The sequence below is a fragment of the Natronomonas salsuginis genome, from assembly GCF_005239135.1.
Lineage (GTDB): Archaea > Halobacteriota > Halobacteria > Halobacteriales > Haloarculaceae > Natronomonas > Natronomonas salsuginis.
The window spans coordinates 401,295-416,971 of record NZ_QKNX01000002.1; the positions used below are offsets into that span (position 1 = coordinate 401,295).

The window sequence follows — 15,677 nt, forward strand, 5'->3', positions numbered from 1 at the left end:
CAGCGCTTTTTCGGCCGTCGATCGGCGATCCATGCATGTAGTTTTATATCACTCCCCCTCATTCGGGAGAGACATGAGCGCGGTACTGCGCACGGAAGGCTTAACAAAAGAGTTCGGCGGACTGACCGCGGTCGAGGATGTTGACTTCGAACTCGAGGAGAACGAACTCCACTGCATCATCGGCCCCAACGGGGCTGGAAAAACGACGTTTTTCAACCTCATTACCGGTGGGTTGGAACCGACTGAAGGATCCGTCTATCTCAGCGGCGAGGACATCGTCGGAAAGGAGCCGAGGGAAATCGTCGATCAGGGGCTCGCACGTTCGTTCCAGATCTCGCAGCTGTTCAACGGACTGACCGTGATGGAGAACATCCGCCTCGCGCTGTTGGGTGCCAGAGAGCGCGGCTCGATCTTCAAGTTCCTGTTTTCGAACATCGAGAGCGACGAGGAACTGAAAGCGGAGGCGTACGATATCGTCGAGCGCGTACGCCTCGGAGAGGAGGCCGACAAGGAGGTCAGTTCGCTCGCACACGGCAAAAAGCGGAACCTGGAGATCGGCGTCGCGCTGAGTACGGGCGCGGATGTCCTGCTCCTCGACGAGCCGGCGGCCGGACTGACGACGGCGGAGACCGAGGAGCTGATGGACCTCATCCGGGAGATCGGAAAGGATCGGACGATCCTGCTCGTCGAGCACGACATGAATCTCGTGATGGGGCTCGCGGAGACGATCACCGTGCTGCACAACGGTCGCGTGCTCGCGCAGGGGTCGCCGGATACGATCCGGAGCGACGAGACGGTCAAGGAGGTGTATCTCGGTGAGTAACGATTTCCTCGACGTCAACTCGATCAACACCTACTACGGGGACGCACACGTCATTCACGACCTCTCGCTGGAGGTCGGGGAGGGCGAGGTCGTCGGGCTCGTAGGGCGAAACGGTGCCGGCAAGACGACGACGCTCAAATCGATCATCGGACTCCAGCCGCCACGAACCGGAGCGATCTCCTTCAAGGGCGAACAGATCAGTGGGATGGCCCCCGAGGACATCTACCGCAGGGGGATCGGCTACATCGCGGAGGACCGCAGCATCTTCCCGAAGCTCACGGTCCGCGAGAACCTGATCGTTGGATTGAGCTCGGGACAGGATCCCGAGTTCGACGAGATCTTCGACTACTTCCCGCGTCTCGAGGAGCGGTTGGACCAGAAGGCGGGCACCCTCTCCGGTGGCGAACAGCAGATGCTCGCGATCGGTCGGGTGCTGGTCTCGGATCCGGAGGTCCTGCTGATCGACGAGCCGACGGAGGGGCTGATGCCCACGCTCGTCGACAAGATCTCGGAGGTCGTCGCCCAGCTCAACGAGGACGGACAGACGATCCTCCTCGTCGAGCAGAACATCGATCTCGTCCTCAACAACGCCGACCGGGTCTACGTGATGAGCCACGGCGAGCGGCAGTTCACCGGAACGCCCGAGGAGCTGCGCGAGAACGAAGAGATCATCGACGAACACCTCGCGGTGTAACCGCCGTCGTACTCGTCGGTGCCGCCGTGATCGCACGCTTTGAATTATAAACCGACCTCTTTGACCGACGAATCGGGTGATTGAGGCCGCGCCGCCGCGTTATTTTCACAGAACGGTCGTCTTTTGCGAAATGTTTAAGCATAGTTAATGACTAAAGAGGTACGATGCGTCCTACAAACCGTCGAACATTCTTGAAAGGAGCAGGCGCGGCAGGAGCGATTACCCTGGCCGGCTGTACCGGTAACGGCAACGGTGGCAACGGCAACGGTGGCAACGGCAACGGTGGCAACGGCAACGGTGGCGGTAACGGCAACGGTGGCGGCGACGGCGGCGACACCATCCACATCGGGTTCGTCGAATCGCTGACCGGCCCGTTCGCTGCGCCCGGCCAACGGCGCCTGTGGGCGACGGAAGCCGCGGTCGACAAGGTAAACGAGGAAGGCGGGATCAACGGCCGACAGATCGAACTGCACGTCGAGGACACCGAGACGGACCCCGGCGTCGCGACGACGAAGGCCCAGCGACTGATCCAAAACGAGAACATCGAGCTGATGTGCGGGACGTTCTCGAGCAGTGTCTGTCTGGCACTCGCGCCGCTGTGTGCCCGAAACGAGATCCCGTACTCGGCCGGCTACTGTGCGACGGACCGACTGACCGGCGCGGACTGCACGCCGTACTCGTTCCGCGGCACACGGAACAACCCACCGAGCCAGTGGGCAGGGCTCGGCCCCTACCTCACCGACGAGGGCTACGAGTCTGCATCCATGCTGTACGCCGACTACGCGTGGGGCCAGTCCGAGCTCAACTACTTCCAGCAGTACTTCGGTGAGGAGGCGGGCGGGGAGATTCTGAGCGAAGTGCCGGTACCGGCCGGGACCTCCGACTTCAGTCAGTACCTGACGAACCTCGACACGTCCGCTGACATCATGGTGTTCATCCAGGCCGGCGGCGACTCGATCAATCTCCTGCAGGATGTCGGGTCGTTCGGTCTACAAGAGGAGTTCGATCGCATCGTCACCGTCGGTGCCGGTGTCGGTGAGTTCCTCGAAGAGGGCGGCGTCGACGAAGAGGTCGCCGACTCGCTGTACGGCATCAACTACTACCCGAAGGTCTTGTCCGGCCCCCTCGACAACCAGGCGAACCGCGAGTTCCACGAGATCTACTCGGAGTACGCCGACGAACCTGCCCCGACGCGATCGAGCTCGACGGGCTGGGAGGCCATCTGGCTGTTCAAGGCGATCGCCGAGGAGATCGACTACACCGGACCGAGCCAGTCGCGAGACTTCGTCGACACGTGGCGCGGCTTCGAAATGGAAGCGTCGCTCGAGTTCCCGCAGGGCGACAAGTACTACCGAGAGGACAACCAGACGATGCTCGAGCAGTACGTCTTCGACAACGACGGCTACACCGAGGAGATCGTCGGTACGATCCCGATCGACGTTGCCGAAGGGACCGAGATCACCTGCGAAGGCGACTGGATCTAATCCGGCTCGCGGGCGACCGACACGCACATTTTTATCGCGATCGCAACGGTGTGAGCCGTGGCCGCGTGCGGCGCACGAAGCAAGAGTTTTAGTCCGTCCTCGCCGAGCATCGACCATGCGACCCGATCGCTGGTCCGAGCAGCTACACGAACAGTTTACCGAAGCGGGACAGTGGGTCGACCGGACGCTTCTCGAGTACGTCGAGACGGCCGTCGAGTCGACGCCGGATCGAACCGCCATCGTCGACAGACGCGGGACACACACCTACGTGGAGATGGTCGAAGCCGCCGACGAACTCGCTCAAGGACTCGCCACGATGGGGGTCGGCACCGACGACGTGATCGCCTCACAGATTCCGAACCGCGCCGAGGGGGCGATTCTCCACCTCGCCGCGCTCAAACTCGGCGCGGTGTACAACCCGATCGTCTCGATCTATCGCGAGAGCGAGGTCGGCTACATGATCGAGAAGTTGGAAACCACGGTGTACGCGGCTCCGTCGTCGTTCAGCGGCTTCGAGTACGTCGAGATGGGCCTCGATCTGGCCGACGAACACGACTCGCTCGACCACGTCATCAGCGTCGGCGGCGAGATCGACGACGGCCGCGTGACGAGCTTCGAGTCGATCCAAGAGCGCGGCGGCGATGCCGACTCGATCGCCGCGTCCGACGCACTCGGACCGAACGATCTCGCGCTCATCCAGTTTACCTCGGGGACGACCGGCCAGCCGAAGGCGGCGATGCACACCGAGAACACGCTGTTGGCCTCCCAGAACGGCCAGATCGACCGACTCGGCCTCGAATCCGACGACGTCGTGTTCACCCCGTCGCCGATCGGCCACCTCACGGGGATCCAACACGGCTACCGGCTCGCGTTCATGCTGGGGACGACCTGCGTCTTCCAGGAGAAGTGGGACGCCGAAACCGGGCTCGAGTGGATCGAGTCGGAGGCCTGTACGTACATGGCCGGCGCGACCCCATTCGTCCGTGATCTCTCGCTGCACGAGGAGTTCGACGCCTACGACACGTCGAGTCTCCGGCGCATCATGACCGCCGGCGCGCCGTGTCCGGCGGAAGTGGTCCGACAGGCTCACGAGAACTTCGAGAACGTGACCGTCTGTCGCGGCTGGGGGCAAACCGAGAACACGCTGCCGACGGTCAACCCGCCGGACGCGCCCGCGGAGAAGCTGGAGACGACCGACGGCAAGCCCTACGGCGGTATGGAGGTCCGGATCAGAAAGCCCGGCGAGTTGGAGGACGCCCTCCCCGGCGAGGAGGGCGAACTGCAGGTCAGAGGGCCGTTCCTCTTTTTGGGTTACCTCGAGGATCCCGAACGGACCGCCGCCTCGTTCACCGACGACGAGTGGTTCAAGACGGGCGACAAGGCGATCGTCGACGACGACGGCTACGTGATGATCAAGGGACGGATCAAGGACATCATCATCCGCGGCGGGGAGAACATTCCCGTCCGGGAGATCGAGGAGTACCTTCACCAGCACCCGAAGGTCGCCGACGGCGCGATCGTCGCGATGCCGGACGAACGGCTGCAAGAGCGCGGCTGTGCGTACGTCCTCTCGACGGATCCGGACGATCCGCTGACGTTCGAGGAGATGGTCGAGTACCTCAAATCGCAGGGCATCGCGACCCAGAAGCTCCCAGAGCGGCTCGAGATCGTCGACGAGCTCCCGATGACCGCGAGCGGGAAGGTCCAGCGGTACAAGCTCCGCGAGGATATCGCCGACAAACTGGGCGTCGATCCGGTCGTCCGATAGCCGGACGCGAGGCGGCGACGGGACAGCGACTTTATTATCCCGAAGTCCCAACGTGTGGTATGACTGTTCCACTCGACGGAGAGTATCGCGCAGTGCGGCGGACAGCCCGCGATTTCGCGGAGAACGAGCTCCGACCGATCGTCGACGAATGGGAGGACAAAGGCGAATTCCCGAAGGAGGTCCTGAAGGGCCTCGCTGAGTACGACATGCGCGGCGCGCAGGTCGACTTCGAGTACGGCGGCGGCGGCATGGACATGCTGAGCCACGCCGTCGTCATGGAGGAGGTATCGAAGGTGTGGCCATCCGCAGGCATGAAACTCGACGAGGGGCTGCTCCGGTTCATTCGCCTGTTCGGCACCGACGAGCAGAAAGCGCGCTGGCTCCCGGGGCTGTGTTCGGGCGAACTCGTCGACGCGATCTCGCTGTCGGAGCCCGCGAACGGCTCCGACCTGGCCGGCATCTCCTCGACCGCCGAGCGGGAGGGCGACGGTTACGTCCTCAACGGCAACAAGATGTGGGTCACCGGGGCCGGCGCGGCCGATCTCGTCGCGGTGTTGGTGAAGACCGACCCCGGCGAGCGCTACCGCGGCATGAGCGTCTTCGTCGTTCCGACCGACAGCGAAGGGTTCGACGTGCAGGAACCCGAGGACCTGATGGGCTATCGGGCGTCGAACACCCACGAGGTCGTGTTGAACGACGTGTTCGTCCCCGAGGAGAACCTACTCGGCGAGGAGAACAAGGGATTCTACCACACGATGGAGATGCTCGAGGAGAACCGGATCGCCGTCGCCGCGCGCGGGCTCGGCGTCGCGGCCGGCGCTTACGAGGCCGCGAAACGCTACGTCGACGAGCGCGAGCAGTTCGACCAGAAGATCTCGGAGTTCCAAGCCATCCGCCACAAGGTCGCGGACATGGCCGTGGAGGTCGAAAACTGTAAGCACCTCGTCTACAACGCCGCGAAGCAGTGCGACGCCGGCGAGCCCTGCGAGACGGAGGCCTCGATGGCGAAGCTGTACACCTCCGAAGCGGCCCGCAGGGTGTCGAACCAGGCGGTCCAGGTCCACGGCGGCTACGGCTACACTCGCGATTTCCCCGTCGAGATGCTCTATCGGGACGCGAAGGGGCTCGAGATCTACGAGGGAACGAGCGAGATCCAGCGAAACATCCTCGCGGACAAAGTGCTCGACTGAGGCGGTCGACACATCGCTGACGGTGGGTTTCTGACGGCGAGCATCGGGTTATATGAGATCCCGTGTAGTAGCCTCGCCCATGTGCGCCGAATTGACTGCCGGAGCGGTATCGACGGGATCGAACGAGGAGAATCGGGAGGCCGACCGATGACGATCGCCGATCTCGGGATCACGGCCGATTTGGACGGACAGGTCGCGGCAGTGGTCGGCGGCACGACCGGTATCGGGCGGGCGATCGCGGAGGCGTTGGACGAGGCCGGTGCCGACGTCGTGCCGACGAGCCGAACCGAATCGAGCGTCCGCGAGGCCGCGGAGGCGGTCGACTGCGACGTGGTCTGTCCGACGGACGTGACAGACAGGGAGAGCGTCGAGGCGTTCTTCGAGCGCGTCGAGCGCGAGGTGGGCCCGATCAACGTCTTGGTCAACAGCGCGGGCGTCATCCAGGAGTCCCAACCCGTCGCTGACCTCACCGACGAGGAGTGGGAGCTGATCCTCGACACCAATCTCTACGGCGTGTTCATCGGCTCGCAGTTGGTCCCCGAGTACATGCCCGAGGAGGGGAACCGCGCGATCTTGAACGTGAGTTCGATGAATGGCGATCAGGCGGTCAAGGGGCTGACCGCGTACGTCGCGAGCAAGTTTGGCGTCAAGGGGCTCACCCAGAACTTCGCGCTGGAGTACGCCGGCGACGACATCCGCGTGAACGCGATCGGCCCCGGATACGTCGAAACCAGACAGAACGAGGCGGCGCTGAACGATCCCGACACCAAGGCGGCGATCCATGGTCGGACGCCGCTGTCGCGCTATGCGAACCTCGACGAGGTCGCCGTGAGCGCGCTGTACATGGTCTCGCCGGCCGCGTCGTTCATCACGGGCGAGACGCTGCTCATCGACGGTGGCTTCAGCCTGAAATAAGTACGCTCGCGTCGTCTCTTCTGTGGTGATCCGGTCGACGGTTCGTCGGATTCAGACCGTGGTACCGTCGAAGACCGGCTCCGGGTCCGTTGGACGAGTCACATCGCAGACACGGATTTTCCCGTCGGCGCGAACGAAGACGTTCCACGTGTCGATCGTGAAGCTGAGAAGCGCGTTCGTATCTCCGCCGTGGTTGTCGAAGAGATTGTTGAGCGCGTCGGGATCGACGAACTCGTACAGCGGCGGAAGATCGAGCGGGTCGACGCCGGCGGCGGTCGCGACCGCGTCGACGACGACTTCGGATGGTAGTTCGTTGTTCGATTTGTCGTACTCCGTGTCGAGAACCGGTGTGCAGCCACGAAGGACGATCCGGTCTGCCATCGTCATATCGCGTGATAGCGGGGACTCCGTTAAGAGAATACCGTTCGCGTCTCGCGAGCCGAAAGCATCGGTAGCACCCGTTTCGGGGCGTATCGGCACTTCTGAGGGGTTCCCATCGTGAACGTCTCGATTGCGGATAGCTCCCGAACATCGAGAACGTCGAGCCGAGCGAGGCCTTAATTACCCATCGCACAAAGGGGCAACTGATGACACGACTACCACTGGAAGGCGTTCGCGTGTTGGATCTCACGCGGCTGCTGCCCGGTCCGTATGCGACCCAGCTTCTCGGCGATCTCGGCGCGGACGTGATCAAGATCGAAGAGCCCCGAATGGGCGATTACTACCGCGAAGAAGAGCCGAAACTCGCCGACGGCAACAGCCGGATATTCGCGATGCTCAACCGCAACAAACGGAGCATCGCGCTCGATCTGAAGGACGAGCGCGGCCACGAGGCGTTCATGCAGCTCGCCGAAACCGCCGACGTGATCGTCGAGGGGTTCCGACCGGGCGTGGTCGGGCGGCTGAACATCGACTACGAGTCCGTCAAAGCGCGCAACGAATCCATCGTCTACTGCTCGCTGTCGGGGTACGGCCAGGACGGCCCCTACGAGCAGTGGGCCGGCCACGACGTGAACTACATCGGCATCGGCGGGCTGCTCCACATGACCGGCGAACCCGACGAGGACCCGGTCATCCCCGGTATACCGGTCGCCGACTTCGCGGGTGGCATGATGACGACGATCGGCGCGATGGTCGGCCTCCGGAGCGCCGAGGCGACCGGCGAGGGCGAGTACTTCGATCTCGCCATGACCGACATCATCGTCTCGTGGCTCACGCTGTACGCCCCCTACGTCTTCGACGAGACCGCCTCGCCGCCGGAGCGGGGCGGGACAATGCCCGCCGGCAAGTATCCCTGCTACGCCGTCTACGCGACTGCCGGCGGTGGCCACCTCACGCTCGGAGCGATGGAGTACAAGTTCTGGGAGGCGACCTGTGAGGCGCTCGGATTGGAGGAGTACGCGAACCCCGACGATCACTTCCCCGAGGGGAAACGGAGCGCGGAGATCCGCGCTGCGCTGGCTGAGGCGTTCGCCGAGCGCACCCGCGAGGAGTGGCTCGATCGGCTCGATCCCGAGGCGATCCCGGTCGCCCCGGTGAACGATGTCGGCGAGGTCTGGGACGATCCACAGGTCCGACACCGCGAGATGGTGACGGAGATGGAGACCGAGGACGAATCCGTGCCCGTCGTCAACACGCCGATCCGGCCCGAGGGCGATCACGACTACGTTCGCTCGGAGCACCCGGGGCTGGGCGAGCAGTCCGCGGAGCTGCTCGCGGAGCTGGACATCGACGGCGAGACGATCGAATCGATGTTCGAAGACGGCGTGACGACCGAGCCGGAGCGGTAGTCGACGCAGCCCCGTATCCGGCGAATCGACCGAGGAGAACGGGAAAGATGGCTTTTTATCATTCCCTGCTAACCCCTGTGTATGGTTAACGCCACATTCAGCGTCGCCGACGGTATCGGACGAATTAGCATCGAACGCGAAGAGGCGCTCAACTCGATCGATCTCGAGACGAAGGAGGCGATCATCGAGCGACTGTCAGACTACGAGGACGATGAGGACGTACGAGCCGTCCTCTTCGAAACCGAGGGCGACCGCGCGTTCACGGCGGGCGGCGATCTCAAGGAGGTCGTCGATCTGGACTTCGAGCTCGAACCGTTCACCGAGAGCTGGGATCGGTTGTTCACGCGGATGGTCACCCTCGACACGCCGACAGTCGCGAAGGTCGACGGGTTCACCTTCGGCGGCGGCTTCGATCTCGTGTTGCACACCGACATCGTCGTCGCCGCGGAGGACGTACAGATCGGCCAACCCGAGGTGAACCTCGGTATCGTCAACCACTTCAGCCCCGCCCTGCTGCCGGGGACCGTCGGGCTGAACAAGACGCTCGATCTGCTCTTGACCGGCGAGCCGATCACCGGAAAGCGCGCGGCCGAACTGGGGCTCGTCGCCCGCGCCGTCCCGGCCGATGAACTCGACGAGGAGGTCGAGTCGGTGCTCTCAGCGCTGAAGTCGCACAGCCCCGAGATCCTCTCGCGGATCAAGTCTGTCGTCTACGAGGGCACGGAGATGTCGCCGTCGGCAGCGCTGACCCACGCCGAGCGGGTCGCCCACGAGACGGGCGAAGGGCCGTGGATGCGTGAGGGCGTCGAGGCGCAACTGGAAAAACGCGATCCCGAATGGGCCTACGATGGGGAGTAACCCGGCGACAGCGGTCGGATGCGACCACCGGAATAGTCAAGTACGAACATACCACCATACACAGACGCACACCCGCACATGAACGTCCCAAACGTCACTCCGTCCTTTCTGGATCGTGCCGAGGAGTACTACTCGGACGTGGTCGGCGTCGTCGCCGACGACGGCACCGAGTACACTTACGGCGAGCTCACCGAACGCGTCAATCGGCTCTCGAACGCCCTCGCCGAGCTGGGCGTCGAACAGGGCGACCGGGTCGCGGCGATCAGCCCAAACACCCACTGGTACATCGAGACGGTGTTCGCGACCCAACAGCTCGGTGCCGTCGTCGCGCCGTTGAACTACCGACTCGTTCCGGACGACTACGAGTATCTGCTCTCCGACAGCGGGGCGACGGTCGCAATGGTCGACTACGAGTACGCCGACCTGATCGCCGACATCCGCGAAGACGTGCCGACCGACGCGTTCGTCTGCTACGAGGCGGACCGGGCCGACGGCGAGTGGCTCGACTACGAGGCGCTCCTCGCGGAGCACTCCCCCGAACCGCCCGAGCGCCCCGATATCGCCGAGACGGACCCCGCCGCGATCAACTACACCTCGGGGACGACCGGCGATCCGAAGGGCGTCGTCCGCTCGCACCGCACCGATTTCTTGAACGCCGTCAACCACGCGTACAACGCCGAGTTCAAGGACGACGGCGTGTATCTGTGGACGCTCCCGATGTTCCACGTCCACGGCTGGGGCGCGCTGTACATGGTCACCGGGACCGGCGGGACGCACGTCTGTCTGCGGAGTTTCTCCGCGGAGAAGGCCTTCGAGCGAATCCGCGAGTACGACGTCTCGTACCTGTCGGGCGCGCCGACCGTGTTGAACCGGCTGCTCGAACACAACCGCGAGACGGACGATCTCGTCTCCTCGGGGGCGAACCCGGTGACGATCTCGACCGCCGGTGCGCCCCCGCCGGCCGCGACCATCGAGGCCGTCGAGGACGACTTCGGCTGGGAGCTGTTCCACTTCTTCGGCCACACCGAGTCCGGCCCGTACACGACGAGTCACTCGCCGCGTCGGATCAAAGAGAAGGGTCGAATGCAGATCAAGCCGAAACAGGGTATCCCCGCGATGGGCAACTACATGCGCGTCGTCGACGAGCACGGCGAGGACGTCCCCCGCGACGACGAGACGATGGGCGAGGTCATCCTGAAGGGCAATCTCGTCTTCGATCGCTACTGGAACAAACCCGAGGAGACTAAGCAGGCGTTCAACGATCGCGTCGAGGGGTGGTTCCACAGCGGCGATCTCGGCACCGTCGACGAGAACGGCTTCGTGACGATCAAAGACCGAAAGAAGGACGTGATCATCTCCGGCGGCGAGAACATCTCCTCGATCGAACTCGAGGACGCGATCTACGACCTCGACGGCGTCTCGAAGGCGACGGTCATCCCCGTTCCCCACGAGGAGTGGGGCGAGACGCCGAAGGCGCTCATCGTCCTCCAACCGGGCGCGGATCTCACCGAGGAGGCCGTGATCGCCCACTGTAAGTCAGTGCTCGCGAGCTACAAAGCGCCCACCGCGGTCGAGTTCGTCGAGGAACTGCCGACGACCGCGACCGGCAAGGTCCAAAAGCACGTTCTGCGCCAGCGCGAGTGGGACGACGAGGACCGCATGATCGGCGGCGGATAATCGTGGCGGACCGTCGTCGATCGACCGCGCGTGAGTCAGATTTTTCGATCCTCCGTATTTAAGCCGGTGCGCTGGAAACACACGGTCGATGACCGAAACAGACGATCTCGTCGACCTCGTCGTATCGACCGACGAACTCGACTCGGCGCTCACGGAGCGGTCGATCCGCGCCGTGCGCGATTGGATCGGCGCCGCGATTCGCGGCGCAACGGGCGACACCGGCGACGTTCTACGGGCGTATGCGATGGCGTCGCCCGCCGATGGAAGCGCAATGACGTTCGACGGAACGACCGCCGGCCCCGAGCGCGCGTGTTTACTCAACGGCGCGTTCGGCCACACACTCGATTTCGACGACACCTTCTCGGCGTTCCCGCTGCACCCGACGACCGTCGTCACACCGGCGGCGCTGTCGGCCGGCGAACTGGCCGACGCCGACGGCGAAGCGTTCCTCCGCGCGTACGCGGTCGGCGTCGAGGTGCTCCACCGCGTCGGCAAGAGCGTCTTCCCGACGCAGTACGGCAGAGGGTTCCACAGCACGGCGGCGGTCGGACCGATCGGGGCGGCCGCTACCGCCGCGGTTGTCCTCGACCTCGACGAGGACGAACTCCGGAACGCGATCGGTATCGCGGCCTCGTCGGCTGGGGGGCTGCGAAAGAACTTCGGGACGACGACGAAGCCGCTACACGCCGGCTTCGCCGCCAGCGCTGGACTCAGAGCCGCCTTGCTCGCGCGCGAAGGCGCGACGGCGCACGAGAACGCGCTCGGGGGCGAGAGCGGCTACGGGGAAGCGATGGCCGGCGAGGCGTTCGATCCGTCGGAACTCGTCGGCGACGAGTTGTCCGGCGTCGCGGACATCGCGCTGAAGCTCTTCGCCTCGGCGCACATCACGCACGGCTCGATGGAGGCGCTGCGGCGACTGCGCGAGCGCGAGAGACTGTCGCCCGAGAGCGTCGCCTCGATGACCGCGACGATGCACCCGGGCGGTCGCGAGGTGTTGATCCACAGCGATCCGGACGACGCGCTCGAAGCCAAGTTCTCCATCGAGTTCTGTCTCGCCGCCGTGTTGCGGTCGGGGAAGGCCGGGCTCGAGGAGTTCACCGACGAGTACGTCACGGCCCCCGAGACGCGAGAGACGATGGAAACCGTCGAGGCGGTCTACGACGAAGCGGCGATCGAGGGGCTCGGCCGGTACGGCGGCCGAGTGACCGTCGAGACGACCGACGGCGAGACGTTCGAGGCGGCCGCCGCCGCCCCCGGAAGCCCCGACAATCCCGCAAGCGAGTCGCGACTCAGGGGGAAGTTCGACAGCTGCGTCGCCCCGACGAGCGTCGACGCTGAACCGTTGGCGGCGGCGATCGAGGGGCTCGCCGAGGGCGGGAGCGTTTCGGACGTTTTCGACGCGTTGTGAGTTGGACCGATCAGTCGTCGTCCGGTTCGATCCACCGCTGCATGAACTTGTACACCTCGCTCATGTCGGCCTCGCCGCCCAGGTCGGCCTTGGCGTAGCCGATCATGTTCGAGACGGTGTCGCCGAGCAGAACGGGGGCGTCGGATTCGTCGGCGAACCGCGAGAACAGCTTGATGTCCTTGTGCATGAGCGCGAGCGAGAAGCCGAGGTCGTAGTGGCCGGGGATGATCTGATTCGGGAACTTATCCTCGACGGCGGCGTTTCGACCGGTCGACCGGCTGAAGATATCGACCATTGTGTTCGGATCGAGCCCCGCGCGCTCCCCCAGCGCGACGGCCTCCGATGCGCCCACCATCCCGAGAAACGAGAGGTAGTTGTTCAGGAGTTTGACGACGTTCCCGTCGCCGGGTGAATCGCCCACGTGATAGGGGTCGTCGGCGTACGCCGAAAACAGCTCCAGACACGCGTCGTAGGTCGCGCGGTCGCCGCCGACCATCGTCGTGAGCGTCGCGTCTTGAGCTCCCGAAACGCCGCCGGAAACGGGTGCGCCGAGCACCGTCACGTCCCGCTCTGCGAGTTCCTCGGCGACGTCTTCCGTCGTCCCCGGCGTCGAGGTGGTCGTATCGACGAGCACCGATCCGGATTCGATACCGGACGCGACGCCGTCGTCGCCCAACACGACCGCCCGCACGGCGTCCGGCGTCGGCAGGGAGAGAAAGGTGACCTCGCTCTTCGCCGCCACGTCAGCCGGACGCTCCCCGACCTCGGCACCCGCGTCGGCGAGGGCCGTGCGAGCGTCGGGATCGAGATCGTAGACCGTCAGATCGTGGCCCGCGTCCAGGAGGTGGTTCGCCATCGGTCCGCCCATGTTTCCGAGTCCGATAAAGCCGACTGAGACCATGCCGCACCCACGTCGTGCGGTCGTATGATCCTTTGGATCGATTCCGGTTCGGGGGAGCGGTTCGAGGGCCGAATTTAATAGCCCCCGGGACGGTACCGCGAACATGGTAGAATCCGACACACCGTACGTCGATCTGGACCATCGAGGATCGATCGCGATCGTGACGATCAACCGGCCGGATCGGCTCAACGCGTATTCACCCTCCATGGCGGCGGCGATCGCGGATCTCTTCGACGATCTCGACGCCGATCCGGACACCAGAGCGGCGGTGTTCACCGGTGCGGGCGAGCGCGCCTTCTGTGCGGGGATGGATATCGAGACGTACCTCGAGTTGAGCGACGAGGAGGGCGTCGGCTCGGTCGACACGCTCCTCGAATCGACCCACGAAACCCACCGGATCGTGAAGACGATTCGGGCGGTCGAGCTGCCCGTCGTCGCCGCGGTCGCCGGCTACGCCTTCGGCGGCGGGATGGATCTCGCCTTGGCCTGTGATTTCCGGGTCGTCGGCCGAGACGCCGAGCTCGCCCAACAGTACGTCAACGTCGGGTTGGTCCCCGACGCCGGCTGTTACCTCCTCCCGCGGCTGATCGGCGAAGCGCGCGCGAAGGAACTGATCATGACCGGCGATCCGATCGGCGGCGAGGAAGCCGCGGACCTCGGCTTGGCGCGAGAGGCGATCGACGGCGACGATGAGGCCGTGCTGTCGGCCGCCCTCGAGTTCGCCGAACGGCTCGCCGACGGCCCGACCGTCGCCATCGGCACCGCGAAGGGGATGGTCAACGAGTCCTTCGAGGTGTCGATCGAGACGGCGCTGGCCCACGCGATCGACGGCGAGCGGACCTGTCACGAGACGCGCGATCACCACGAGGCGATACAGGCGTTCGACGAGAAGCGCGAGGCGGAGTTCGTCGGAGAGTGAGCGCAGAGTGAATCGCAGAGTGACGGATGGGGGGACGTCGTGAGCGGTAGCCATCGGCTCGGCGCGATCGGTGGCCCCTACGGGGTGTTGCTCGGGACGTTCCTGCTGTCGCTTTTCGTCTCGGCGCTGCAGATCATGCCCGCGAGCGTGCTGACGCTCATCATGGACGACATCGGTATCGGACCGACACAGGCCAGTTGGCTCGTGAGTCTGACGCTGCTGTCGCCGGCGGTCATGGCCCTACCGGTCGGGCTCACGCTCGATCGGTTCGACAACCGGGTGGTCCTGCTGGCCGGAACGACGCTCGTCGTCGCCTCCGGCGTCTGGAGCTGGCAGACGGCGCTAGATGGAGCCTACGTCCAGCTGACGCTCTCGCGACTGTTGATGGGCATCGGCATCGCAATGACGTGGACGGCCGGCGCGACCATCGTCAGCGCGGCGTTCGCGGGCGGACGGGCGGCGACGGCGACGGGGATATACACCGCGAGCGCACCGCTCGGATACGTCGTCGGCCAGGCGGTCCCGCCGTTCGTTTCGGGGTATGCGAGTTGGGAATCCAACTTCCTCCTGTTCGGGGCGGCGACGGGCGCGTCGTTCGTCCTCTTCGCGGTCGCCGGCTACCGCACCGCATCAGTCGCCGAGGCCGGCGAAACCCCCCGACTCAGCGACTTCAGACACGTCTTCACCCACCGCGGCGTGTGGGTCGTCGCGCTCATGTCCTTCGTCGCCTACTCGTTGAACCTCTTTTTCAACAGCTGGATGCCGACGTACCTCTCCACGGAGCTCGGCTTCAGTATCGCGGAGTCGGGGGTGCTCGTCGCCCTGTTCCCGGCGATGGGCGTGCTGGCGCGGACGAGCGGCGGCGTCATCTCCGATCGGTGGCTGGGCGGCCGGCGACGACCCGTCCCGCTCGGGGCGTTTCTCGTGACGGTGGTGCTCGTCGTCGTCGTCTCGATCGCCCAGACGCCACCCGTACTGGCCGCGCTCATGGTGCTCTCGGGGTACTTCGTTCAGTTGGGGATCGGTCTGTTCTACACGCACGTCCGCGAACTGGTCGACGACTTCGTGGCGGGCAGCGCCATCGCCGTGTTGACCATGGCGTCGTTCACCGGCGGCTTCAGCGCCCCGGCGATCGCCGGCTGGCTCATCGAGCGGACCGGCGCGTACCTGCCGACGTTCGGCTACGCGTTCGGACTGGCCGTCCTCGGCGTCGCGTTGGCGTGGATCGTCCCCGAACCGTGAGTTCGGAG

Annotated in this window: 14 protein-coding genes; 12 read left to right on the forward strand and 2 right to left on the reverse strand. The window is 64.9% G+C overall.

The window, feature by feature from the left end:
* The first annotated feature begins 73 nt into the window (after nucleotides 1–73).
* The 6 genes from DM868_RS06790 to DM868_RS06815 all read left to right on the forward strand — a co-directional run bounded on the left by DM868_RS06790 (nucleotide 74) and on the right by DM868_RS06815 (nucleotide 6,874).
* Complete coding sequence (locus DM868_RS06790; RefSeq protein ID WP_137276111.1) at nucleotides 74–823, forward strand: ABC transporter ATP-binding protein; 750 nt, start codon at nucleotides 74–76, stop codon at nucleotides 821–823.
* Entirely contained in the window at nucleotides 816–1,517 is a 702-nt protein-coding gene (locus DM868_RS06795) for an ABC transporter ATP-binding protein (RefSeq protein ID WP_137276112.1), read from the forward strand. Before DM868_RS06790 ends, DM868_RS06795 begins: the two co-directional genes overlap by 8 nt.
* A gap of 164 nt (nucleotides 1,518–1,681) precedes the next feature.
* Nucleotides 1,682–3,001 (forward strand): substrate-binding domain-containing protein, encoded by a 1,320-nt coding sequence (locus DM868_RS06800; RefSeq protein ID WP_137276113.1) that lies wholly within the window; start codon nucleotides 1,682–1,684, stop codon nucleotides 2,999–3,001.
* Nucleotides 3,002–3,116: 115 nt separating this feature from the next.
* Nucleotides 3,117–4,769 carry an AMP-binding protein gene (locus DM868_RS06805; RefSeq protein ID WP_137276114.1) on the forward strand — a complete coding sequence of 551 codons (1,653 nt, stop codon included), beginning with the start codon at nucleotides 3,117–3,119 and terminating at the stop codon, nucleotides 4,767–4,769.
* Nucleotides 4,770–4,828: 59 nt separating this feature from the next.
* On the forward strand, nucleotides 4,829–5,959 hold the full coding sequence (locus DM868_RS06810) for an acyl-CoA dehydrogenase family protein (RefSeq protein WP_137276115.1): 1,131 nt from the start codon (nucleotides 4,829–4,831) through the stop codon (nucleotides 5,957–5,959).
* Nucleotides 5,960–6,106: 147 nt separating this feature from the next.
* The gene (locus DM868_RS06815) at nucleotides 6,107–6,874 is read left to right on the forward strand and encodes an SDR family NAD(P)-dependent oxidoreductase (protein ID WP_137276116.1); all 768 of its coding nucleotides are present in this window, start codon (nucleotides 6,107–6,109) and stop codon (nucleotides 6,872–6,874) included.
* Nucleotides 6,875–6,925: 51 nt separating this feature from the next.
* On the opposite strand, the gene DM868_RS06820 is transcribed toward DM868_RS06815, so the two are convergent.
* Nucleotides 6,926–7,261 carry a HalOD1 output domain-containing protein gene (locus tag DM868_RS06820; RefSeq protein WP_137276117.1) on the reverse strand — a complete coding sequence of 112 codons (336 nt, stop codon included), beginning with the start codon at nucleotides 7,259–7,261 and terminating at the stop codon, nucleotides 6,926–6,928.
* A gap of 200 nt (nucleotides 7,262–7,461) precedes the next feature.
* Here DM868_RS06820 and DM868_RS06825 point away from each other — a divergent pair, with 200 nt between their 5' ends.
* The 4 genes from DM868_RS06825 to DM868_RS06840 all read left to right on the forward strand — a co-directional run bounded on the left by DM868_RS06825 (nucleotide 7,462) and on the right by DM868_RS06840 (nucleotide 12,607).
* The gene (locus DM868_RS06825; protein ID WP_137276118.1) at nucleotides 7,462–8,664 is read left to right on the forward strand and encodes a CaiB/BaiF CoA transferase family protein; all 1,203 of its coding nucleotides are present in this window, start codon (nucleotides 7,462–7,464) and stop codon (nucleotides 8,662–8,664) included.
* Between the two features lie 81 nt (nucleotides 8,665–8,745).
* Nucleotides 8,746–9,522, forward strand: coding sequence for an enoyl-CoA hydratase/isomerase family protein (locus DM868_RS06830; RefSeq protein ID WP_137276119.1), 777 nt, complete (start codon nucleotides 8,746–8,748; stop codon nucleotides 9,520–9,522).
* Nucleotides 9,523–9,600: 78 nt separating this feature from the next.
* On the forward strand, nucleotides 9,601–11,199 hold the full coding sequence (locus DM868_RS06835; protein WP_137276120.1) for a long-chain-fatty-acid--CoA ligase: 1,599 nt from the start codon (nucleotides 9,601–9,603) through the stop codon (nucleotides 11,197–11,199).
* A gap of 88 nt (nucleotides 11,200–11,287) precedes the next feature.
* Nucleotides 11,288–12,607, forward strand: a complete 1,320-nt coding sequence (locus DM868_RS06840) for an MmgE/PrpD family protein (protein ID WP_137276121.1) — start codon at nucleotides 11,288–11,290, stop codon at nucleotides 12,605–12,607.
* Between the two features lie 10 nt (nucleotides 12,608–12,617).
* On the opposite strand, the gene DM868_RS06845 is transcribed toward DM868_RS06840, so the two are convergent.
* Entirely contained in the window at nucleotides 12,618–13,508 is an 891-nt protein-coding gene (locus DM868_RS06845) for an NAD(P)-dependent oxidoreductase (protein WP_170964441.1), read from the reverse strand.
* Between the two features lie 103 nt (nucleotides 13,509–13,611).
* Between DM868_RS06845 and DM868_RS06850 the strand changes: the two genes are divergently transcribed.
* Both DM868_RS06850 and DM868_RS06855 read left to right on the forward strand, forming a co-directional pair.
* The gene (locus DM868_RS06850; protein WP_137276123.1) at nucleotides 13,612–14,427 is read left to right on the forward strand and encodes an enoyl-CoA hydratase/isomerase family protein; all 816 of its coding nucleotides are present in this window, start codon (nucleotides 13,612–13,614) and stop codon (nucleotides 14,425–14,427) included.
* A gap of 39 nt (nucleotides 14,428–14,466) precedes the next feature.
* A complete protein-coding gene (locus DM868_RS06855) occupies nucleotides 14,467–15,669 on the forward strand; it encodes an MFS transporter (protein ID WP_137276124.1) in 1,203 nt (400 codons plus the stop codon).
* Nucleotides 15,670–15,677 lie beyond the last annotated feature (8 nt).

Bases quoted from the DNA above. Each gene is read 5' to 3' on its own strand.
- DM868_RS06840 (WP_137276121.1), top strand. From the start codon at position 11,288: ATGACCGAAACAGACGATCTCGTCGACCTCGTCGTATCGACCGACGAA.
- DM868_RS06830 (WP_137276119.1), top strand. From the start codon at position 8,746: ATGGTTAACGCCACATTCAGCGTCGCCGACGGTATCGGACGAATTAGC.
- DM868_RS06850 (WP_137276123.1), top strand. From the start codon at position 13,612: ATGGTAGAATCCGACACACCGTACGTCGATCTGGACCATCGAGGATCG.
- DM868_RS06790 (WP_137276111.1), top strand. From the start codon at position 74: ATGAGCGCGGTACTGCGCACGGAAGGCTTAACAAAAGAGTTCGGCGGA.
- DM868_RS06835 (WP_137276120.1), top strand. From the start codon at position 9,601: ATGAACGTCCCAAACGTCACTCCGTCCTTTCTGGATCGTGCCGAGGAG.
- DM868_RS06845 (WP_170964441.1), bottom strand. From the start codon at position 13,508: ATGGTCTCAGTCGGCTTTATCGGACTCGGAAACATGGGCGGACCGATG.
- DM868_RS06800 (WP_137276113.1), top strand. From the start codon at position 1,682: ATGCGTCCTACAAACCGTCGAACATTCTTGAAAGGAGCAGGCGCGGCA.
- DM868_RS06820 (WP_137276117.1), bottom strand. From the start codon at position 7,261: ATGACGATGGCAGACCGGATCGTCCTTCGTGGCTGCACACCGGTTCTC.
- DM868_RS06805 (WP_137276114.1), top strand. From the start codon at position 3,117: ATGCGACCCGATCGCTGGTCCGAGCAGCTACACGAACAGTTTACCGAA.
- DM868_RS06815 (WP_137276116.1), top strand. From the start codon at position 6,107: ATGACGATCGCCGATCTCGGGATCACGGCCGATTTGGACGGACAGGTC.
- DM868_RS06825 (WP_137276118.1), top strand. From the start codon at position 7,462: ATGACACGACTACCACTGGAAGGCGTTCGCGTGTTGGATCTCACGCGG.
- DM868_RS06810 (WP_137276115.1), top strand. From the start codon at position 4,829: ATGACTGTTCCACTCGACGGAGAGTATCGCGCAGTGCGGCGGACAGCC.